The following is a 19,707-nucleotide window of genomic DNA, read 5'->3' as shown; positions in this document are numbered from 1 at the left end:
TAAATTCAAATCCTTTTTATTTTGAAGGAGGTGTTGTCGGTCTGACTTCAATTTTACTTGGAAGCGTTCTAGGATGCATTTCCAATAAATCTGTCACCAATTTTCCAATATCTTCAATTTGAATTTTCCAAGCGTCTTTTTCATCTGGTTCATTGCCATTAAAATAAGTAGAAACAGACCCAGGCATTATAGTGCTTACCTTTACACCATGCTGTCTTAAATCTAACATTACGGCTTGGGTAAATCCTGTAACTCCAAATTTACTGGCATTATAAGCTGCGCCTCCAGCAAAAAAGTTAGTTCCTGCTAAACTGGAAATTGTGATAAAATAACCTTGGGATTTCTTTAATGATTTTACCCCAGCTTTTATAGTATAAAAAACACCTGTTAAGTTGGTGTCTATAACATCATTCCAGTCGCTTATGGATAAATCCTCAATAGTCCCAAATTTACCTACACCAGCATTGGCAATAACAATATCTAACTGGCCAAACTGTTCCAAAACAGTTGCCACAGCTTTTTCTTGACTTTCAAAATCTTTAACATCCGCTTCTATACCAATGGCTTTTGCGTCGTTTGATGAAAAATTGTTTAATGTATCCGCAGCCTTTTTTGCAGCACTTTCACTTCGGCTGGTGACCGCTACATGTATTCCTTTTTCAATGAATGCTTTTGCAATGCCGAATCCAATTCCTTTAGATCCGCCAGTTATTAGTGCTACTTTATATTTTAATAAACCCATCGTGTTTTGTTTTAAGTAAAACTACAAAATGAAAGCTAAAATAAAGCACTTAGAATGTTAGGACAATTATAAAGTTTATGATTGTGGAGGATACTTCTTGAATATTTTTTCAACAATGGCTGTTAAACGTTTTTCTCGTTTTTCAGGAGTTGAATTAGGATTAAAACTAGATTCGCTAACGGCCTGCCAAAACAGACCTTTGCCATTTTCATCAACAAAATCGATGATTATTTGTCGGTTTATTTCCGCTTGACCAATAGGCAAACCTATCGTAACCCCTCCACCGACATTTCTTCCGCCGCCGCCTACTCCAACACCAACTGTTTGTCTTTGTGCGCCTTGAAACTCTGCGCTTTTTATATCTATAAGAAAATCTGGATTTTCCGAAACCGTAAATCCATTTGATTTCATTTTAGCATCTATGGCGTCCAATAAACGTTTAGTATCTAATTGACTCAACCCTGTTTCCAAATCTCCAAAATACTGGTAGGTTTTATAGTTGGAAAAATCTACGGTTTTATCATAATCATAGTTGACATGAATTGAAGCGCAAGACACGATAAATAACAGTAAAGCAATACATAGAAGTCGTTTCATAGTTTTGATTTTTTTAATAAATTTAATCAAAAATTATTCCATAACTATTTACTGTGGAAAATTCAATTTATATTACTCACTTTTCTTATCCACAGATTTTGTAAGTGCTGAAGAAATAATTCCCGTAGGAATAGCCACAATTCCCAAACCAATCATCAAAATAATAAAAGTAAACACTTTTCCACCAACAGTAATTGGATATACATCTCCATATCCAACAGTTGTTAACGTAATTATAGCCCACCACAAACTATCGAATATGGAAGAAAAATGTTCTGGTTGGGCCTCATTTTCAAAATAATAAATACCGACAGCGGAGAAATAAATCAAAATCAACGTGATAAATATGAATAGGAAAATTTCTTCTTTTGCCGATTTTATAGCTGAAGTAAAATGATTCATGGCCTTGTTATATCTTACCAGTTTCAAAATTCTGAAGAGACGCAAAAAACGTAACGCTCTTAAAGAACGTAAATCCACACCAAAAGATAAGTAAAAAGGCAGGATGGCAAGAAAGTCAATAATTCCAAAAAAGCTAAAAATAAATTTAGGTTTACTATCTGCAACATAGATTCTCAACAAATATTCCAAAGAAAATATGATGACGCTAAACCATTCAATAGACTGAAGTATGACTTTTGTTTGGGGTTTTAAATCTGGAATTGTTTCTATTGAAAATGTAACAACAGATATTAAAATCAACCCTTGTATAAAAAAAGCGAAGTATCTACTCTTTTTATTATCGTTAATTTCTACAATATTTTTAATATACTGTTTCATGTGGAAACTTTAAGATATTGTAAAAAAACGAAAAAATAATTGAATACTTTTAATCATTCAATATTTTCCACAACATATCTTTTAATTCAGTAATACCCTGTTGTGCAACAGATGAAATAAACAAATATGGAATTGGAAGCTCGTTATCAAGCTCAGTTTTGAGTTCGCTCTTCAACTCTTCATCCAGCATATCACTTTTAGAAATGGCGATGATACGCTCCTTATCCAACATTTCGGGATTGTAGCGGCGTAATTCATCTAACAAAATATCGTATTGTTTTTTAATATCATCAGCATCAGCTGGAATTAAGAACAGTAATACAGAATTACGTTCTATGTGGCGTAAAAAATAATGTCCCAATCCTTTACCTTCGGCAGCACCTTCGATAATTCCCGGAATATCTGCCATCACAAAGGTTTTAAAATCGCGATATTCAACAATTCCCAAATTAGGTTTAAGCGTTGTAAACTCGTAATCGGCAATTTTAGGTTTTGCAGAAGTAATTACAGAAAGTAATGTCGATTTCCCCGCATTAGGGAAACCTACCAAACCAACATCGGCAAGCACTTTTAATTCCATGGTAATATACTTCTCTTCCACAGGCATACCAGGTTGCGCATAACGTGGGGTTTGATTTGTAGAAGATTTAAAATGCCAGTTCCCCAAACCACCTTTTCCACCTTCTGCAATTATTTTTTCTTCACCGTGTTCTGTGATTTCAAAAACAATTTCGTTGGTTTCAGTATCTCTAACTACTGTTCCTAAAGGCACATCTATATAAAAATCTTCGCCGTCTGCACCAGTACTTCTACTCTTACTACCATGACTACCATGACCAGCACGGGCGTGTTTTTTAAACTTCAAGTGAAATAAGGTCCAAAGATTATCGTTTCCACGAATAATAACATGACCACCACGACCACCGTCTCCTCCGTCCGGACCGCCTTTGGTAATATATTTTTCGCGGTGTAAATGTGAAGAGCCCTGTCCTCCTTTTCCAGAAGACACGAACATTTTTACGTAATCGACAAAATTTCCTTCAGTCATGACTTAAGTTATGCGTTTTGAGTTTTGAGTTATGAGTTTCTTACTCTTAACTTATTACCCATAAAGCCTTCGTTTTTGAAAAGGCATTATAAAATTAAAAAAAGAAACTAAATTTTTACAATTAAAAACTTAGTTTCTTTATATGGATTCCCTATTTCCAGGGAATTACAAATTATCTATAACAGCACTCAATCGTTCTGTAATATCATCAATACTACCAACGCCGTCAACACCAAAATATTTATCTTGCGCAGAGTAATAATCTTTTAAAATGGCTGTTTCGTTGTAATATACTTTTATTCTGTTTCTAATCACGGCTTCATCGGCATCATCTGCACGTCCACTTGTTTTTCCTCTTTTTAACAAACGTTTTACTAAAACTTCATCATCAACCTCTAAAGCAATCATTGCATTTATTTGAGAATCTTTGCTGTCCATAAGATTGTCTAATGCTTTAGCCTGGGCATCTGTTCTAGGAAAACCATCGAATATAAAACCATTGGCATCAGTATTTTTTTCAACTTCAGCATTCAACATATCAATAGTGACTTGGTCTGGAACTAGCGCACCTTTATCAATATAAGATTTTGCCAACATACCCAAGGCTGTTTTGTTTTTAATGTTGTATCTAAAAACATCACCTGTAGAGATATGCACCAAATTATATTTTTCCTTTAAGAATTCTGCCTGCGTTCCTTTCCCTGCACCTGGAGGGCCAAATAGCACTAAGTTTGTCATGTGTTGCGTTTCTTTTATTTGATATACTTCTGGTAAATCCCGTCCTAAATGATCATAGTCCAATCCGTAACCAACTATAAATTTATTCGGTATTTTTATACCTATATAATGTAATTTAAAATCTTTCTTGTAAGCTTCTGGCTTGTAAAAAAGCGTTGCTATTTTAAGTGATTTCACATTTTCATTTTTAAAAATGCGATGTACTTCCGCCAGTGTTTTTCCTGTATCAATAATATCTTCAAGAATAATGACTGTTCTGCCAGTTAAATCTTGTGTTAAACCAATTAAACGCTGAATATCTTCACTAGATTTCACACCCTCATACGACGCCAATTTTATAAAAGTAACTTCGCAAGGTTTTGGGTATTTCTTCACAAAATCGCTCGTCAACATAAACGATCCATTTAAAATCCCAACAAAAACAGGGATTTCATCACCAATATCATTTGCTATTTCGGCAACTAATTTATCTACTGCCGTTTCAATTTCAGCAGCAGAAATAAATGGTTTAAAATATTTATCGTGAAGTTTTATCACCTAAAGTTGAATTTGAAAGATGCAAAGATAATCAATAGATTAACGTTTACCGATTTTTTAAACGTTGATTTACTGGAAACATTAGCCTTAACCTCATTTATAAAACAAAAAAAGTCATAACAATTAAGCTATGACTTTTTCAACTTTTAAGTTTAACCTTATTTTTTTATGAACTTAACCGAATGTTTAGCATCTATATTTAAGAAATAAACACCATTTTTTAATGACTTAATATCAATTGTTCCACTTTGGTCAACTTTACCGGAGATAAGTTCTTTTCCAATGATATCATGAACTCTGTAAGTGGTATTTATAAAATTCTTAGAAACCTTAACAAAATCCGATGCTGGGTTTGGATACACTTTAAGTGCATCTTTCTCCAAATCATCAGATGAAAGTGTAACACAAACTTCTGCTTGAAAATTTGGACCTAAACCAGCAAATGGCATTCCTGGCATATTAAAATTTAGTGCCAATAATAAACCTATTGTAACATCAGAAGTAAATACTGGTGGCGATGAAATGAGTTGTTGAATCACCAATTGTACCAACGGATCTTTAAAAAGTGCAAATTCGCTAATATCAAAACCTCCTGAGTTTGCTAAATTACCTTTAACCGTATTGATATCTATACTCCCCATATGAGCGTATAATTCAGATAAATTAATCTGGGTTGATATTTCTTCTTCCCCATTAATGTATAACGTAATACGACCTCTATCGCACACTACAGCTAAATGATGACATCCCGATTCCAATGAAGCCTCCGAAACAATACTATAGCCTATTGCGGGAATTTCAAATTTTAATTTGTAATCATCTGTAATAGTGATTGAAGAGAACACTTGTCCTCTTTCGTTAGACCATGAAAACAATGTTGAACCACTAATATTAATTTTAATTTTAGCCATTACCGTAAAATCCGCAGTCAAAGGCAAATTATATGGCAAATTGGTAACAGCAGTAAGCATTTCTGCGTTTGTGGCATCTCCTTTCGGTTCATTTATGTTATTCCCAAAGCATAAACTTGAGGATAGCGCAATAAAGCATACATATTTTAAAAAAGTAGTTTTTATCATAATATTGATTTTTTTTGAAGCCTTGATTTAGGTACTGTACAAACTTAATACTAAATGCAAAAAATACATCTTGATTTTCGTTCACATCATCGAAAATTACATCCCTTTTTTCGCTCAACTTGTCGAAGAAGCTACTATTTAAAGGGGGTTTCATAGTTCGGCACTATTCTAAAACTAACAACCATTTGTAACAATTCATTTCATATTTAAGTGTATTTTTGCAATACTAAGTGATTTTTAATTTCAATTAAAACGGATTAATGAACTACTTTTCTTCAAACTTCAAATTAGGCATTTTAGGTGGCGGGCAATTGGGCAAAATGTTGTTATACAACACCCGAAAATTTGATATTTATACTAGTGTATTAGAATCCAGTAACGAAGCACCATGTAAAATTGCCTGTGATAAATTTCATTTAGGAAATTTAATGGATTATGATGCCGTTTATAACTTCGGAAAACAAGTTGATGTCTTGACTATTGAAATTGAAAATGTTAATGTTGATGCTTTAGAAACGCTTGAAAAAGAAGGCATAAAGGTATATCCTTCCTCCAAAACATTAAGAAGAATTCAAAATAAAGCAAAGCAAAAATTATTTTATCGCGATAACGGTATTCCTACCTCAGATTTTACACGATTTGCTTACCTATCGGAAATTGAAGATGCTATTGCTAATGGTGGATTAGAATTCCCGTTTGTGTGGAAAGCAGCCCAATTTGGATATGATGGTAATGGCGTAAAAGTGGTTAGAAAGTTATCTGATTTAGAGGGCTTGCCAAAGGGCGAATGCATTGCAGAAGATTTAATTCCGTTTAAAAACGAACTGGCAGTAATTGTGGCAAGAAGCGCATCGGGAGAAACAAAAACGTATCCTGTTGTTGAAATGGAATTTCATCCTGAAGCAAATCAAGTGGAGTATGTTATCTGCCCCGCTAGAATTTCAAATGAAGTCGCAAAAAAAGCTGAAGAGGTTGCCTTAAAAGTTTCAAAAGCATTCCATCATGTTGGTTTATTGGCCGTGGAAATGTTTCAGACTGAAAATGACGATATTTTAGTAAATGAAGTCGCTCCAAGACCTCACAATTCTGGACATCAAACTATTGAAGCAAGTTATACCTCACAATTTGAACAGCATATTCGCGCCATTCTAGATTTACCTCTGGGACGAACAGACAGTAAAGTTGGTGGCGTTATGGTAAACTTGGTTGGTGCTGAAGGTTTTACTGGAAATGTAGTTTATAAAAACATAGAAACTATTATGAAAATGGATGGTGTAACGCCTCATATTTATGGTAAAAAACAAACGCGTCCGTTTCGTAAAATGGGACATGTAACTATCGTGAATGAAGATTTAAATGAAGCTCGACGAGTTGCGGAGGAGGTTAAGAAATCGATTAAAGTGATAAGTGAGTAAATCAAATTTTAAATTTGAACTTGTGTAAAAATTGCACAAGCTCATTAACGTTATTTTTTAGAAAAAGAACTTCCAAAAAAAGCAATGTGCAAAAACTACACTTTAGTCATTCTGATAAACTGATAAATCATTATAGTCTTGATGTCATCATTTCTTATTTTTGTTAATAAACTCAATATTATTTTATGAGTGCCATTGTTATCTATAAAAAAGAGAATGAAATTCAAGTTGAAGTAACTTATGAAAATGATTCTTTATGGTTAAGTCTTAACCAAATTTCTGAACTTTTTGATAGAGACAAATCTGTTATTTCCAGACATATTCGAAATATTTACAAAGAAAAAGAATTACCTGAATACGCAACTGTTGCAAAAAACGCAACAGTTCAAAAAGAAGGAAAGAGAGAGGTAATGCGCCAAATAGATTATTATAATCTTGATGTGATATTAGCTGTGGGATATAGAGTTAGTTCCGCTAAAGGAACGCAATTCAGAATTTGGGCAAATAAAATTCTAAAAGAGCATTTAATAAAAGGTTACACTCAAAATGAGTTGCGATTAAATCAATTAAAAAAAACAATCCAGCTCGTACAAAGAACTTCAAAAGCAATAAAAAACCAAGACATTGGTGTAGATGGTTTTATAGATGTTTTAACAGATTACTCACAAGCACTTGACATACTTGATGATTACGACCATCAACGCATCACTAAAAATGTCTCTTCAGAAAAAGTAATATTTCATATTGATTATAATGAAGCTATTTCTGCCATTAAAAGATTAAGAGATAAATTTGGTGCATCTCTCTTATTTGGGAATGAAAAAGATGAATCTTTTAAAAGCTCCATTGCGGTAATTGACCAAACATTTAATGGTAATGATTTGTACCCAAGTATTGAAGAAAAAGCAGCAAATCTCCTCTATCTTGTTGTTAAGAATCATTCGTTTACAGATGGCAACAAACGTATAGCCGCTTGGTTATTTATTTGGTATCTGGATAAAAATCAATTTCTATACAAAAGCGATGCTTCTAAAAAAATAACAAATAGTACCTTAGTCGCATTAACTTTAATGATTGCAGAAAGTAATCCTAAGGAAAAAGATTTGATCATAAATATAATTATTAATTTAATTAATTCTGAAAATGAATAAAGTAGGTGTAATTATGGGAAGCAAAAGCGACCTCCCAGTAATGCAAGATGCCATAGACATCTTAAAAGGTTTTGATATTGAAGTAGAAGTAGATATCGTTTCGGCACACAGAACTCCAGAAAAGCTATTCGATTATGGCAAAAATGCCCACACAAGAGGTTTTGCTGTAATTGTAGCTGGAGCCGGTGGCGCTGCACATTTACCCGGAATGATCGCTGCTTTGTCGCCACTTCCCGTTATTGGTGTGCCTGTAAAAAGCAGTAACTCTATTGATGGTTGGGATTCCATACTATCTATTTTACAAATGCCCGGAGGTGTTCCTGTAGCCACTGTAGCTTTAAACGGCGCAAAAAACGCAGGTATTCTAGCGGCTCAAATTATTGGCTCTAGCGATAAGTGCGTTTTAGACAAAATAGTAGCCTACAAAGAGGGATTAAAGATAAAAGTAAACGCATCTGCGAAGGATTTAAAATAGAGAAACCCCGACCCAAAGGACGAGGTTTCATTAGCTATTAACAATAATCCTTAAGAGTTATAAGTTAACTCCTCTGAAAAATCTGTGCAAAAGTACATGTATTTTACTGTGCATGCATACTAAAAATTCAACTTTAACATTTATTTATTACAAATGACTCATAACATCCTGACGAACGGTTTTGAAACACCATTTAATACTGCCCCATTTTCCAAAATTAAAAACGACCATTTTCTTCCTGCTTTTGAAACAGCAATCGCTGATGCTAAATCTGAAATCGATAATATAGTTGATAATGAAGCAGCACCAACTTTTGAAAACACCATTGAAGCTTTAGATTTTTCAGGAGCACAATTAGATAGAATTACAAGTATTTTCTTCAATTTAAATTCAGCTGAAACCAATGAGACCATTCAAAATATAGCTCAGGAAGTTTCGCCTTTATTATCAGAATTCAGTAATGATATTACGCTGAATGAGGATTTATTCAAACGTGTAAAAGCTGTTTATGATTCTAAAAAAGACCTTGGTTTATCTATTGAACAGGAAACGTTACTGGATAAAAAATACAAAGGATTTTCTAGAAATGGTGCTAATTTATCCGAAGACAAGAAAAAACAGCTTAGGGAAATTGACAAAAAATTAAGCAAATTAAAACTCAAATTTGGAGAGAATGTTTTAGCAGAAACCAATAAGTTTGAACTATTACTCACAGATGAAAAAGATTTGTCTGGTCTTCCTGATGGCGCTATTGAAGCCGCAAAACAACTCGCAGAATCTAAAGACAAAACGGGTTGGTTATTCACTTTAGATTACCCAAGCTACATTCCGTTTGTGACCTATGCCGATAACCGCGAACTGCGAAAAAAAATGACTTTAGCGGCAGGAAGTAAATCTTTTAAGGGAGACGATTTAGACAATCAGGATAACGTACTTGAAATCGTAAAACTAAGACATGAGCGCGCAAACCTTTTAGGATACAAAACCCATGCCCATTTTGTTTTAGAAGAACGCATGGCAGAAACACCCGAGACTGTTTTGAAGTTTTCAAATGATTTGCTTGAAAAGGCAAAACCTGCAGCAGAACGGGAATTCAAGAATCTTGAAAATTTCGCAAAAGATTTAGATAACATCGACAGACTGGAAAAATGGGATGGGGCTTATTATTCCGAAAAGCTAAAACAAAAATTATTCAGTTTAGATGACGAAAAACTAAAACCCTATTTCAAATTAGAACATGTTATTGATGGTGCGTTTATCATAGCCAATAAATTATTCGATTTAAATTTTGAGGAAATTGATACCATTGATAAATACCACGAAGATGTGTTAACCTATAAGGTTACAGATAATAATGGGAACTTAGTGTCTATATTTTATGCCGATTTTTTTCCAAGAGCAGGAAAACGTAATGGTGCCTGGATGACTTCGTACAAACCACAATACATAAAAAATGGCGAAAATAGCAGACCGCACATTTCAATAGTTTGCAATTTCACAAAACCCACAAAAAGTAAACCATCACTTTTAACATTTAATGAAGTGACGACGTTATTTCATGAATTCGGACACGCATTACACGGTATGTTGGCAAACACCACCTACCCTAGCCTATCTGGAACTAGCGTGTTTTGGGATTTTGTAGAACTTCCAAGTCAGGTTATGGAAAACTGGTGCTACGAAAAAGAAGCATTGGAATTATTTGCAACGCATTACGAAACCGGCGAAGTCATCCCGATGGATTTGGTTGAAAAAATAAAAGAATCGGCTACGTTTCATGAAGGGATGCAAACCTTGCGTCAGTTAAGTTTTGGATTATTGGATATGGGTTGGCACGCTGGCGAGTCGCCAGAGACAATAAATGATGTAAAAGCCTTTGAAACTGAAATGTTTAAAAACACCACTTTATACCCTGAAACAAAGGAAACCTGTATGAGTACTGCTTTTTCTCATATTTTTCAAGGTGGCTATTCTTCTGGATATTACAGTTATAAATGGGCAGAGGTTCTGGATGCTGATGCTTTTGAATATTTTAAGGAAGAAGGAATCTTTAATAAAACGGTTGCAGATAAATTTAAAGACAACGTATTAAGCAAAGGCGGTACAGAAAACCCGATGACACTTTATAAACGTTTTAGAGGGCAGGAGCCTAAACCTGAGGCTTTGTTGAGGCGGGCGGGGTTGTTGAAATAATTCTATGTATTTATCCGTTTAATTGTTGATGAAGTTTCTAAAAGCAATTGGGCATTTATTTCTAATTATATTTTTAACGATCCTAACTCAAGTTGGTGGTGTTATTTGGATTTTAACTCTAATGCTTTCTAAGCCATTAAAAAGCAAAAAGCGTTATAGCTTTCCACTACTTTATTTGAGTTTCAACTTATTAATAATTCCACCTGTTGCAAAACAATTTGGAAGAGAAGCTCTCCCTGTTTTTAATCAGGAATTAAAACCTAGAAATTGGGTGTATCCGTTATTATTTAGAAATTATGTGAATTCTAATCTTAAAACTGAATTAGAGAATTCTGCGCATTCACTTTTCAAATCCGGGATTTCAATCACTTACTTAGATGCTAATTTTCCTTTTTTAGATGGATTTCCATTACTTCCCCATTTAAGTCATAATGATGGAAAAAAGATTGATATTTCTTTCATGTATTTAGACGAACATGGCACAACCACAACCAAGAAACCGTCCGTTTCAGGTTATGGTGCTTATGTAGATTCCAATAAAAATCGCACCACAACATCTTGCCTTAACAAGGGCTATTGGCAGTACGATTTCTCAAAATACCTAACCTTCGGAAAAAATAATCACCTCATTTTAGATCGTTCAAAAACAAAGCTATTAATCAAGTGTTTGACCTCAAACCCTTCAACTCAAAAGCTATTTATTGAGCCATACCTTAAAGAGTCCATGGGGTTGTCAAACGAAAGCAAAATACGGTTTCACGGATGTCAAGCTGTGCGCCATGACGACCATGCACATTTACAGATTAAGTAGGGCTTAGTGGTTTTACGCCTGTTGCATCGGCGTAAAAAAGAATTCCTCCCTTACTATTTTCCCATTTTCAACCTTATAAAGGCATACCTCTTCCATACTGGTTCTAGGTGCGCCTTTAAACGTAATATCCATTTTCATGGTACAGGCGAAGAATTTATCGGCTACTACCGGATCGGATACTTCCATACCATGTACCTCTTCTGTCATTTCTTGAAATTGTTGCCCTTTGGCGATTACCGCTTCCAAACCCTCACTAACCTTAACGGGCGCGCCCTCCGGTTCAATGCTTACAATATTTTGTGCATACAATGCTTTTACAGCTTCCTCAAATTGTCCTTGTCGGCAGTAATTTACCAACTTATCGGCTACATCTTTTGTTGTCATCTTTTTATATTTTAGTTTATAAATAATTTTACTTCTTATGTTTCTTAGCTACCTCAAATGCCTTTAAAGCCCATGTTTTCAATATATCCTTATCTTCTAAAACTTCAACAGGAACCTCATAATAGGGCATCCCTTTTTTCTTGGTTTTTGAGCTGTACGGTTTCATTCCCTTAGCTTCAAAATCTGGCTTATTGGTGTCGTCAACACGAAGCCTGAATACAGCCCCTCCCAACATCCCAAACATAATACCTTCCTTAAAAAAGCCAACGCCACCAAACATTTTTTTTGCCTGAAATTCCCCAATTTCAGATAATTGGTCTTTTACATAATTCAAAAAACTTTCATCTACTGCCATATTATTTTTTTTTAAAATGCCGAATTCAAAAATTCATTTAACGGTTTAATGGTTTTAAAGTGTGACCCAATCGTATCCTTCAAGTTTTCGGAATTGTAATACTCCGAGAGGGGTAAATTCGCCATTACGTAAATTTGCTTCTTATAAATCAAATCTGTCCTCTCAGCGGTAATTTCCAATGATTTATCAATGCGCTTGGAGGTTTCGCCTTTCACTTCTTCAAATGCATTCTTAAAATTTTTGTTGTTTACAATGTTTAAGAATTCATCCACATTTTCTGCAATGTGCCGTCTTACCAACTTTAACTCTGGCGGCTTTACATTAAACAATCCTCCACCAACATGGACTGTGTTGGCACTAATGCCCAAATAATACCCCGGTAACATCGATTTTTTTCCATTGGGCGAAAAACCAGCTTTCAATAAGGTATGGTAAGGCGTTTTATCTTTAGAAAAACGAACATCCCTATTTATCCTAAACATGGCCTTCTTTTCATCTTCAAAAATTCTTGAATCCCATTCACGGAGCATTGGAATCAATTCTGAAAGCAAGTTCAAAAAAGGAATCCTTACCTCGTTTTCATAACGCTTTTTATTGGCGTGAAACCATTCCTTATGGTTATTGAGTTCAAGTTCCTGAAAAAATTTTGTATAGGCTTTTGTTATCATTTTAATGCTTAATAAGTTGTAATGCTTTTTCTGTTAATATGCGCCAAGTTTCTTTATGGTGAAAATCCAGCTGATACCAACCAGACATAGGTTTTTTATTCTTAAAGGGACTGAAAACTTCCAACGGGACATCTATCGTTTCTGTATCAAACTCTTTACCCAGTTTGAACACCATTTTAGCTTTTGTTGATAAAAAAGCAAACACTTTTCCCTTGTAATGAATGGCTTCAGAACGCATCATTTTACCCTCTGAAATAGCTTTCTCCTTAGCACAAAAATCAGCTCTTATTCTTTCAAAATGAGACTTGGCGTCCATAAAACTTTCCTTATGACTTCAAATTTACCCAAAAACAAATAGTATGGCACAGGGCAAATATGACACTTTTAAGTGTTGATTACGACAAATTTTAATAGTACCTTTAATGCAACTAAAACATCTAAAATGAAACATATAAGTATTCTTGTCCCAAAAGCCAATGTTGTTTTAAGTAGTGTTGTGGGACCTTATAAAATTTTTAAAAGCGTCAATGATTTTTATTTACAATCGGGCAAAAGCGAACAGCCTTTTTTCGATATCAATTTGGTTGGTATTGATAAAGACACCGTGCTTTATGATGGTGCATTTTCCATTCATTGTACGGCAATACTGGATGATATCGACAAAACAGATTTAATTATAATTCCAGCCGTACTGCCGCATTGTGTGCTTCAGGAAGTAGAAGCCAGTTATGGTTTTATCCCATGGATTCAGCAACAAAGATTGGTGCATAATGCCGAAGTTGCCAGCCTGTGTTTTGGTGCTTTTTTCTTAGCCGAAACAGGATTGGTAGATCATAAACAATGTGCGACACATTGGGCAGGGATTGAATTATTTAAACAACGTTACCCACATATTGACGTGAAGCCCGAAAAAATCGTAACGGACCAAGATGGTATTTATTCAAGTGGAGGTGCCTATTCCTTTTTAAACCTCATCCTGCATTTGATTCAAAAATATTGTGGCAGGGAGGTGGCCATTTATGTCTCCAAAATGTTCGAAATTGAAATTGATAGGGACAATCAAAATCAGTTTGCTATTTTTAATGGACAAAAAGAGCATCCGGACACTCTAATTCAGAAGGCGCAATTGTTTATTGAAAGGAATGTTGCTGAGAAAATTTCGGTGGAAGAACTTTCGGGAACCTTAGCCATTAGCAGTCGGAATTTTATCCGTCGATTTAAAAAAGCAACTACCAATACGCCCTTGGAATACATTCAGCGCGTAAAAATTGAAGCTGCGAAAAATGCGCTGGAATCCTCGCCCAAAACCATCAATGAAGTGATGTTTTCCATTGGGTATTCTGACACCAAAGCTTTTCGAAATTTATTTAAACGCTATACGGGACTAACGCCTGTGGCCTATAAACAGAAATATAATAGGGAATTGGTAAGCTATTAGTATGTTATAATTACCCGATTTTTGAGTTTATGGATATATCATAAACATAAACTTTCAATAATTACTGAAAGTTTAGAAATTATTTATATCTTTGCCGTATGGAATACCAAGAAGCAAAAGAAAAATTTATCAGCACATGGGGAAGTTTAGGCACATTATGGGGCATAAACAAAGCTATGGCGCAAATACAATCGTTGCTTTTTATTTCTACAAAAGCATTGTCTATGGAAGAGATCATGGAAGAGCTTAAAATTTCTCGAGGTAATACAAGTATGAATTTACGCCAATTAATGGATTGGGGCATTGTAACCAAAGAATTAATTCCCGGCGAACGCAAAGAATATTTTACGACTGAAAAAGATGTTCAAGAACTCGCACGAATTGTAGCAAAGGAACGCAGTAGAAGAGAAATAAAACCCGTAATAAAAGTTTTAGAAGATGTCTCTTCAATAAAAGACGATGGAACAGCAAAAACCAAAGAATTGATAAAACAGACTAAGGCTCTAAAAGATTTAACAGACGATTTAGATACTTTAATGAATAAATTAGTAAACCAAAAGCAAAACTGGTTAACAAAGTCTGTTTTTAAACTGATGAAGTAGACAGATATTTTTTTAAATATAACTTTCAATATTTTCTGAAAGTTTAAAAATTATATAAAATGAAAAATGTAATGAATATTATTATTGCCCTTATTTGGTTTATTAATGGGCTACTGTGTAAAGTATTAAATCTTGTTCCAAGACATCAAGAGATAGTTTCAGAAATAACAAACTATGCATATTCTAAAGAAGTAACAATTATGATTGGAATTCTAGAAATACTTATGTGTTTTTGGGTGTTAAGTAAAATTAAACCAAAACTTAATGCCATAATTCAAATAATAATTATTGCTTCAATGAACATTGTAGAATACATTATAACTCCACATTTATTATTATGGGGAAGGTTTAATAGCCTCTTTGCATGCCTACTGATTCTATTTATTTACTTAATTAATTTTCATTCAAATAAAGTCTTAAAAACCAAAAATTATGCTTTCAACTCTTAAAAATCATCCGTTTGCGGTAGAAGCATTTTTTAAAAACTCTACAGTTTTAACTTTTGCAGTACCAAAAGAAGAACTTAAGTCTTTAATTCCTGAATGTTTAGAACTAGACACTTTTAAAGATAAATGGGCTTTTATTGCTATTGCCATGGTTCAAACGAAAAACCTTAGACCTAAAGGATTTTCTTCTTTTTTAGGTAATGATTTTTTCTTAATTGGTTATCGCATTTTTGTTCGGTATAAGACAAGTACTGGAAAACGCTTGAGAGGTTTATATATTTTAAAGTCGGAGACAGATAAAAAAAGAATGGCTTTTGCTGGAAACCTGTTTACGCATTACAACTATACATCAACAGATATAAATAGTAATGGAAAGGAGATAACTTCTATAAAATCAAATTTCAAAATTAAACTGAATCTAGAAAAAGACACCATTACATTACCAAGCCAATCTCCATTTTCTAATTGGAAAGAAGCTAGGAGATTTGCAGGACCATTGCCATTTACATTTACTTATAATGAACAAACAAAAGAAGTTCTAATTATTGAGGGTGTGAGACAAAACTGGAAACCCGATCCTGTTCATGTTGATTATTACGACATCGCATTCATTGATAAATTAAAGTTGAAAAATGTTGTTCTAGCAAACGCATTTAAAATTAATAACATTCCGTATTACTGGAAAAAAGGAAGAATAGACTTATGGAACTAAAAAGAAAACCATTTCAGGGCGTATTAAATATTTTGAGTTTTAACCGTCATTTTTATGTGATAGGATTAAGTATGATTGTATTGCTTTTTTTGAGCAGGCATTTATTTGATTGGAATAGTTTATTCTTTTGGGTAATAATTATTTTGTTTTTATACGGTTTAATTATGCCTTTGATTGTATCAGCTTATGTTTATGATTTTTCTGGATATTATAATTTTAAATGGCTAGAACATTTAAATATTACGAACCCAAATCACCTAATCGTTAATATTAATGCAGGATTTGATGAAACAAGTTTTATTTTAAAAAATAAATTCCCATCTGCTAACTTGCAGGTTTTTGATTTTTATAGCGCTGAAAAGCACACAGAAGCAGCTATTGTAAGAGCAAGAAAAGTTAGCTTAGTTTATCCTGAAACTAAGCAAATTACTACTAATAGTATTCCTTTAGAAGATCAATCTGTTGATATGGTTTTTCTTTTGTCTGCCGCTCATGAAATTAGGTCAAACAAAGAAAAAGTATCATTTTTAAAAGAGTGTAAACGCATCTGTAAACCCAATGCACAAGTAATTATAGTTGAACATTTAAGAGACTTTCCAAACTTCTTAGCTTTTTCAGTTGGTTTTACACACTTTTTCTCAAAACAAACATGGGTAAACGCATTTAAATGTGCGGGGTTTAACTCATTTACTGAAACTAAATTCACGCCTTTCATGTCTATTTTTCAGTTTAATTAAAACAAAAAAAATGAATATTCATTTACAAATAATCGGATATATTTTAATTCTTTTAGCACTAATTCACGTTGGTTTTCCTAAATATTTCAATTGGAAAACAGAACTTAAGACCCTAAACTTAATACACAAACAAATATATGTTGTACACACATTTTTTATAGGTTTTGTTGTGCTTTTAATAGGAGTATTTTGTATAACTTCTAGTGAAGAATTAATTAGTACAAATCTGGGTAAAACTTTATCGTTGGGATTGGGAATTTTCTGGGGAGTACGATTATTATTTCAACTTCTAATTTATTCTCCAAAATTATGGATAGGCAAAACATTTGAAACCATAATGCATTTATTATTCACGTTGCTTTGGATTTACCTTACATACATATTTTTAAATATATACTTAAAATAAACATCATGACCTTTCTTAAAGCAAACTGGAAAAACCTAATCCTTATTAATTACGAAATAAATCCAGAGATTTTAAAACCTTACATTCCAAAAGGCACTGAACTAGACTTATTCAACAATAAATGCTACATAAGTTTGGTGGGCTTCATGTTTTTAAACACCAAAGTTCTTGGTATAAAACTATTAAATCATATTAATTTTGAAGAGATAAATCTAAGGTTTTATGTGAAAAGGAAAGAAAAAAGAGGGGTTGTATTTATTAAAGAAATAGTTCCTAAACCACTTATCACATTTATTGCTAACTCTCTTTACAAAGAGCATTATCAAACTCTTAAAATGAAACACCTCTGGATGCATGACGAAAAATTCAAGCATTTTGAATACCAATGGCTTTTAAATGATAAATGGCAATCTGTTTCTGTAAAAACAGAAAAAAAACCTTCCGCAATAGTTGAGAATTCTGTTGAAGAGTTTATTACTGAACATTATTTTGGATACACAAAGCATCATGATACAACTTTTGAATATGAAGTTGAACACCCTATATGGCAGCATTTAAAAGTAAAAGATTTAAAAATTGATGTCGATTTTGAAGAGACCTACGGAATAGATTTCAAATTTCTAAATCACTCGAAACCAGAATCTGTAATTCTTGCTATTGGTTCAAAGATTAGTGTTAAAAACAAAAAAAAGCTTCAAAATTAAAACCTTAGATAAAATGGAATTTTTAGCTTATTTTTGAATTTGAAAAAATTTGCTACAAAAATGCCCGAACATAAGATAGATCCCAATAAATGGATTGACCTTTATTCTGATTATCTCTTTAACTACACCATTACCCGTGTGAGTGATAGAGAGATAGCTCAAGATTTGGTTCAAGACACCTTTTTTGCGGGTTTAAAGTCTATGAAAAACTTTAAAGGAGAAGCCAGCGAGCGCACTTGGTTGATCTCTATTTTAAAGCGGAAAATTATCGACCATTACCGTAAAATTAATTCTAATAAGGGAAAAGCCGAAGTAAGAATTAATTACAAGGATTCTGAAAGTGAAGGCGATTGGTTGGAGGAACGCGTTGCAGATCCTTTTGATAAAAACGCCGAAGACACACTTCAAAACAACGAACTTGGAGAGGCAATACACAACTGTCTAGAAAAATTACCCCAAAAACAAGCTGATGTTTTTAAGATGAAAACCATTCTTGGCCATGAAACCGAGGTAATTTGTAATGAACTAAATATTACGGCGTCTAACCTTTGGGTAATCATCCACAGAGCACGTACAGCTTTGGCAGATTGCCTTAAAGAAAATTGGTTTTAATTATGAGTAAGATAAAGGTCTTTATACCTTGCGATGAAGCAAACCACGTGTGTGATAAAACACAATACAAAGAGGCAACCTTATGGGAGAAAATAAAGCTTAACATCCATTTAATTTATTGTAGAGCCTGTAGAGAATACACTAAAAACAACACAAAACTTACCAAAACCGTTAAGAGTTCTAAAATTGAATGTTTAGATAAAACCTGCAAAGAAACCATGAAAAAAGATTTTGAAAAGGTTTTAGCTGAACATAAGCACTAATAACAGCCATAAAATAGGCAACCCTTCTACCCAAAAAGAGCTATAATATTTCCCCTGCTCAATTTTGGAGAAAACAACAAAACCAATTGTAATTACTGAAACTACCAGTAAAATTGTAATCTTTGAGACACTTGTTTCATCCTTAAAAAATTCCAAGACCAAAAAAAAAGTTATTAAAAGCACTCCCAAAATTTTAGTCCCCTTCACTCCTACTGTTTGAGGTATCGTTGCTAGTTCTTTAGTATCGAATTTCAAATCGCGTATTTCAAAAGGCAACATCAATACCAACACATACGCAAAACGCTGGATGCCCAATAACACAACATCTGTACTTATTGTATAACTCTCATTTAAAATGGGGATAAAAACAGAAACACCCGTCCAAACCAATGCGATTATATACACTTTTAAACCCCCAATATTTCTTAACGAATTTCTCTTTTTTGGCATAAGGGGAATGGCATACAGAAACGTTAAAACAGCAAACCCTAAAATCCAAATCAGCGTTCTGGTTTCCAAGTGACAGCCATAATAACACATCAATAAAAAACAAAAAAACGATAAAATTTGAATCAGTTTTAACCAGTTAGCTAACTGCCCGTGGTGAAACTTTGCAATCCCAAAATACTTTACAAAATTGTAACCTGTAATTGTTGCATAAAACACAAAATACAATACAGTTTCATTATATTCCAAGTCGAGTTCCAATAGGGTAATCCAAGTCAATGCATATACTGCTAAAGCTACATGAATACTGCTGTTGATATAAAAATTAAAAAGTTGTTTTAGTAGTGTCACATGGTAAAAATAAACA

24 protein-coding genes are annotated in these 19,707 nt (G+C 33.5%); 13 read left to right on the top strand and 11 right to left on the bottom strand.

The features are described from left to right. Positions 1-16: 16 nt before the first annotated feature. From ABXQ82_RS15200 to ABXQ82_RS15175, 6 genes are all read right to left on the bottom strand, one after another. Positions 17-742 (bottom strand): SDR family oxidoreductase, encoded by a 726-nt coding sequence (locus ABXQ82_RS15200; protein WP_367061582.1) that lies wholly within the window; start codon positions 740-742, stop codon positions 17-19. A 75-nt stretch (positions 743-817) separates the two neighbouring features. Further along, positions 818-1,339 (bottom strand): DUF4136 domain-containing protein, encoded by a 522-nt coding sequence (locus tag ABXQ82_RS15195; RefSeq protein WP_367061579.1) that lies wholly within the window; start codon positions 1,337-1,339, stop codon positions 818-820. A 72-nt stretch (positions 1,340-1,411) separates the two neighbouring features. Further along, positions 1,412-2,119 (bottom strand): ion transporter, encoded by a 708-nt coding sequence (locus ABXQ82_RS15190; RefSeq protein WP_367061577.1) that lies wholly within the window; start codon positions 2,117-2,119, stop codon positions 1,412-1,414. A 49-nt stretch (positions 2,120-2,168) separates the two neighbouring features. Beyond that, a complete protein-coding gene (obgE, locus tag ABXQ82_RS15185) occupies positions 2,169-3,167 on the bottom strand; it encodes a GTPase ObgE (RefSeq protein WP_367061575.1) in 999 nt (332 codons plus the stop codon). A gap of 165 nt (positions 3,168-3,332) precedes the next feature. After that, positions 3,333-4,442, bottom strand: a complete 1,110-nt coding sequence (locus ABXQ82_RS15180; RefSeq protein ID WP_367061572.1) for an adenylate kinase — start codon at positions 4,440-4,442, stop codon at positions 3,333-3,335. A gap of 158 nt (positions 4,443-4,600) precedes the next feature. Then, entirely contained in the window at positions 4,601-5,521 is a 921-nt protein-coding gene (locus ABXQ82_RS15175; RefSeq protein ID WP_367061570.1) for a T9SS type A sorting domain-containing protein, read from the bottom strand. Between the two features lie 260 nt (positions 5,522-5,781). On the opposite strand from ABXQ82_RS15175, the gene ABXQ82_RS15170 reads away from it, so the two are divergent. The 5 genes from ABXQ82_RS15170 (at position 5,782) to ABXQ82_RS15150 (ending at position 11,566) form a co-directional block, all read left to right on the top strand. Continuing rightward, entirely contained in the window at positions 5,782-6,936 is a 1,155-nt protein-coding gene (locus ABXQ82_RS15170) for a 5-(carboxyamino)imidazole ribonucleotide synthase (protein ID WP_367061567.1), read from the top strand. Between the two features lie 185 nt (positions 6,937-7,121). After that, positions 7,122-8,087 (top strand): virulence protein RhuM/Fic/DOC family protein, encoded by a 966-nt coding sequence (locus ABXQ82_RS15165; protein ID WP_367061564.1) that lies wholly within the window; start codon positions 7,122-7,124, stop codon positions 8,085-8,087. Then, positions 8,080-8,562, top strand: coding sequence for a 5-(carboxyamino)imidazole ribonucleotide mutase (gene purE / locus ABXQ82_RS15160; RefSeq protein ID WP_367061561.1), 483 nt, complete (start codon positions 8,080-8,082; stop codon positions 8,560-8,562). Before ABXQ82_RS15165 ends, purE begins: the two co-directional genes overlap by 8 nt. A gap of 153 nt (positions 8,563-8,715) precedes the next feature. Then, positions 8,716-10,755, top strand: a complete 2,040-nt coding sequence (locus tag ABXQ82_RS15155) for a M3 family metallopeptidase (protein ID WP_367061558.1) — start codon at positions 8,716-8,718, stop codon at positions 10,753-10,755. Between the two features lie 28 nt (positions 10,756-10,783). Further along, complete coding sequence (locus ABXQ82_RS15150; protein ID WP_367061555.1) at positions 10,784-11,566, top strand: hypothetical protein; 783 nt, start codon at positions 10,784-10,786, stop codon at positions 11,564-11,566. Positions 11,567-11,578: 12 nt separating this feature from the next. Here ABXQ82_RS15150 and ABXQ82_RS15145 read toward each other — a convergent pair whose 3' ends face one another. From ABXQ82_RS15145 to ABXQ82_RS15130, 4 genes are read right to left on the bottom strand one after another with little or no spacing between them, the layout of a single operon-like run. Beyond that, positions 11,579-11,950 (bottom strand): nuclear transport factor 2 family protein, encoded by a 372-nt coding sequence (locus ABXQ82_RS15145; RefSeq protein WP_367061552.1) that lies wholly within the window; start codon positions 11,948-11,950, stop codon positions 11,579-11,581. A gap of 28 nt (positions 11,951-11,978) precedes the next feature. Continuing rightward, entirely contained in the window at positions 11,979-12,305 is a 327-nt protein-coding gene (locus ABXQ82_RS15140) for a TfoX/Sxy family protein (RefSeq protein ID WP_367061549.1), read from the bottom strand. Between the two features lie 11 nt (positions 12,306-12,316). Then, positions 12,317-12,973 (bottom strand): DUF2461 domain-containing protein, encoded by a 657-nt coding sequence (locus tag ABXQ82_RS15135; protein WP_367061546.1) that lies wholly within the window; start codon positions 12,971-12,973, stop codon positions 12,317-12,319. A gap of 1 nt (position 12,974) precedes the next feature. After that, entirely contained in the window at positions 12,975-13,289 is a 315-nt protein-coding gene (locus ABXQ82_RS15130) for a hypothetical protein (RefSeq protein WP_367061543.1), read from the bottom strand. A gap of 126 nt (positions 13,290-13,415) precedes the next feature. Here ABXQ82_RS15130 and ABXQ82_RS15125 point away from each other — a divergent pair, with 126 nt between their 5' ends. The 8 genes from ABXQ82_RS15125 (at position 13,416) to ABXQ82_RS15090 (ending at position 18,893) form a co-directional block, all read left to right on the top strand. Further along, positions 13,416-14,411, top strand: coding sequence for a helix-turn-helix domain-containing protein (locus ABXQ82_RS15125; RefSeq protein ID WP_367061540.1), 996 nt, complete (start codon positions 13,416-13,418; stop codon positions 14,409-14,411). Positions 14,412-14,509: 98 nt separating this feature from the next. Further along, positions 14,510-15,013: a MarR family transcriptional regulator gene (locus ABXQ82_RS15120; protein WP_367061537.1), complete on the top strand. Its 504-nt coding sequence runs from the start codon at positions 14,510-14,512 to the stop codon at positions 15,011-15,013. Between the two features lie 59 nt (positions 15,014-15,072). Then, positions 15,073-15,462 carry a DoxX-like family protein gene (locus tag ABXQ82_RS15115; RefSeq protein ID WP_367061534.1) on the top strand — a complete coding sequence of 130 codons (390 nt, stop codon included), beginning with the start codon at positions 15,073-15,075 and terminating at the stop codon, positions 15,460-15,462. Beyond that, positions 15,446-16,171 (top strand): DUF2071 domain-containing protein, encoded by a 726-nt coding sequence (locus tag ABXQ82_RS15110; protein WP_367061531.1) that lies wholly within the window; start codon positions 15,446-15,448, stop codon positions 16,169-16,171. Before ABXQ82_RS15115 ends, ABXQ82_RS15110 begins: the two co-directional genes overlap by 17 nt. Further along, positions 16,162-16,908, top strand: a complete 747-nt coding sequence (locus tag ABXQ82_RS15105; protein ID WP_367061529.1) for a methyltransferase domain-containing protein — start codon at positions 16,162-16,164, stop codon at positions 16,906-16,908. The genes ABXQ82_RS15110 and ABXQ82_RS15105 overlap by 10 nt, the downstream gene beginning before the upstream one ends. Before the next feature lie 411 nt (positions 16,909-17,319). Further along, on the top strand, positions 17,320-18,018 hold the full coding sequence (locus ABXQ82_RS15100) for a DUF2071 domain-containing protein (protein WP_367061526.1): 699 nt from the start codon (positions 17,320-17,322) through the stop codon (positions 18,016-18,018). A gap of 60 nt (positions 18,019-18,078) precedes the next feature. Next, entirely contained in the window at positions 18,079-18,630 is a 552-nt protein-coding gene (locus tag ABXQ82_RS15095) for a sigma-70 family RNA polymerase sigma factor (RefSeq protein WP_367061523.1), read from the top strand. Positions 18,631-18,632: 2 nt separating this feature from the next. Beyond that, on the top strand, positions 18,633-18,893 hold the full coding sequence (locus ABXQ82_RS15090; protein ID WP_367061520.1) for a hypothetical protein: 261 nt from the start codon (positions 18,633-18,635) through the stop codon (positions 18,891-18,893). On the opposite strand, the gene ABXQ82_RS15085 is transcribed toward ABXQ82_RS15090, so the two are convergent. Beyond that, positions 18,873-19,691 carry a hypothetical protein gene (locus ABXQ82_RS15085; protein WP_367061517.1) on the bottom strand — a complete coding sequence of 273 codons (819 nt, stop codon included), beginning with the start codon at positions 19,689-19,691 and terminating at the stop codon, positions 18,873-18,875. The two genes, ABXQ82_RS15090 and ABXQ82_RS15085, sit on opposite strands and share 21 nt — an antisense overlap. Positions 19,692-19,707 lie beyond the last annotated feature (16 nt).

The organism is Algibacter sp. 2305UL17-15 (genome assembly GCF_040720935.1).
GTDB lineage: Bacteria > Bacteroidota > Bacteroidia > Flavobacteriales > Flavobacteriaceae > Jejuia.
The sequence above is the reverse complement of the archived record's forward strand: the minus strand, read 5'-3'. Positions and strand labels throughout refer to the sequence as shown.

Bases quoted from the DNA above. Each gene is read 5' to 3' on its own strand.
- ABXQ82_RS15200 (WP_367061582.1), bottom strand. From the start codon at position 742: ATGGGTTTATTAAAATATAAAGTAGCACTAATAACTGGCGGATCTAAA.
- ABXQ82_RS15195 (WP_367061579.1), bottom strand. From the start codon at position 1,339: ATGAAACGACTTCTATGTATTGCTTTACTGTTATTTATCGTGTCTTGC.
- ABXQ82_RS15190 (WP_367061577.1), bottom strand. From the start codon at position 2,119: ATGAAACAGTATATTAAAAATATTGTAGAAATTAACGATAATAAAAAG.
- obgE (WP_367061575.1), bottom strand. From the start codon at position 3,167: ATGACTGAAGGAAATTTTGTCGATTACGTAAAAATGTTCGTGTCTTCT.
- ABXQ82_RS15175 (WP_367061570.1), bottom strand. From the start codon at position 5,521: ATGATAAAAACTACTTTTTTAAAATATGTATGCTTTATTGCGCTATCC.
- ABXQ82_RS15170 (WP_367061567.1), top strand. From the start codon at position 5,782: ATGAACTACTTTTCTTCAAACTTCAAATTAGGCATTTTAGGTGGCGGG.
- ABXQ82_RS15165 (WP_367061564.1), top strand. From the start codon at position 7,122: ATGAGTGCCATTGTTATCTATAAAAAAGAGAATGAAATTCAAGTTGAA.
- purE (WP_367061561.1), top strand. From the start codon at position 8,080: ATGAATAAAGTAGGTGTAATTATGGGAAGCAAAAGCGACCTCCCAGTA.
- ABXQ82_RS15155 (WP_367061558.1), top strand. From the start codon at position 8,716: ATGACTCATAACATCCTGACGAACGGTTTTGAAACACCATTTAATACT.
- ABXQ82_RS15150 (WP_367061555.1), top strand. From the start codon at position 10,784: ATGAAGTTTCTAAAAGCAATTGGGCATTTATTTCTAATTATATTTTTA.
- ABXQ82_RS15145 (WP_367061552.1), bottom strand. From the start codon at position 11,950: ATGACAACAAAAGATGTAGCCGATAAGTTGGTAAATTACTGCCGACAA.
- ABXQ82_RS15140 (WP_367061549.1), bottom strand. From the start codon at position 12,305: ATGGCAGTAGATGAAAGTTTTTTGAATTATGTAAAAGACCAATTATCT.
- ABXQ82_RS15135 (WP_367061546.1), bottom strand. From the start codon at position 12,973: ATGATAACAAAAGCCTATACAAAATTTTTTCAGGAACTTGAACTCAAT.
- ABXQ82_RS15130 (WP_367061543.1), bottom strand. From the start codon at position 13,289: ATGGACGCCAAGTCTCATTTTGAAAGAATAAGAGCTGATTTTTGTGCT.
- ABXQ82_RS15125 (WP_367061540.1), top strand. From the start codon at position 13,416: ATGAAACATATAAGTATTCTTGTCCCAAAAGCCAATGTTGTTTTAAGT.
- ABXQ82_RS15120 (WP_367061537.1), top strand. From the start codon at position 14,510: ATGGAATACCAAGAAGCAAAAGAAAAATTTATCAGCACATGGGGAAGT.
- ABXQ82_RS15115 (WP_367061534.1), top strand. From the start codon at position 15,073: ATGAAAAATGTAATGAATATTATTATTGCCCTTATTTGGTTTATTAAT.
- ABXQ82_RS15110 (WP_367061531.1), top strand. From the start codon at position 15,446: ATGCTTTCAACTCTTAAAAATCATCCGTTTGCGGTAGAAGCATTTTTT.
- ABXQ82_RS15105 (WP_367061529.1), top strand. From the start codon at position 16,162: ATGGAACTAAAAAGAAAACCATTTCAGGGCGTATTAAATATTTTGAGT.
- ABXQ82_RS15100 (WP_367061526.1), top strand. From the start codon at position 17,320: ATGACCTTTCTTAAAGCAAACTGGAAAAACCTAATCCTTATTAATTAC.
- ABXQ82_RS15095 (WP_367061523.1), top strand. From the start codon at position 18,079: ATGCCCGAACATAAGATAGATCCCAATAAATGGATTGACCTTTATTCT.
- ABXQ82_RS15090 (WP_367061520.1), top strand. From the start codon at position 18,633: ATGAGTAAGATAAAGGTCTTTATACCTTGCGATGAAGCAAACCACGTG.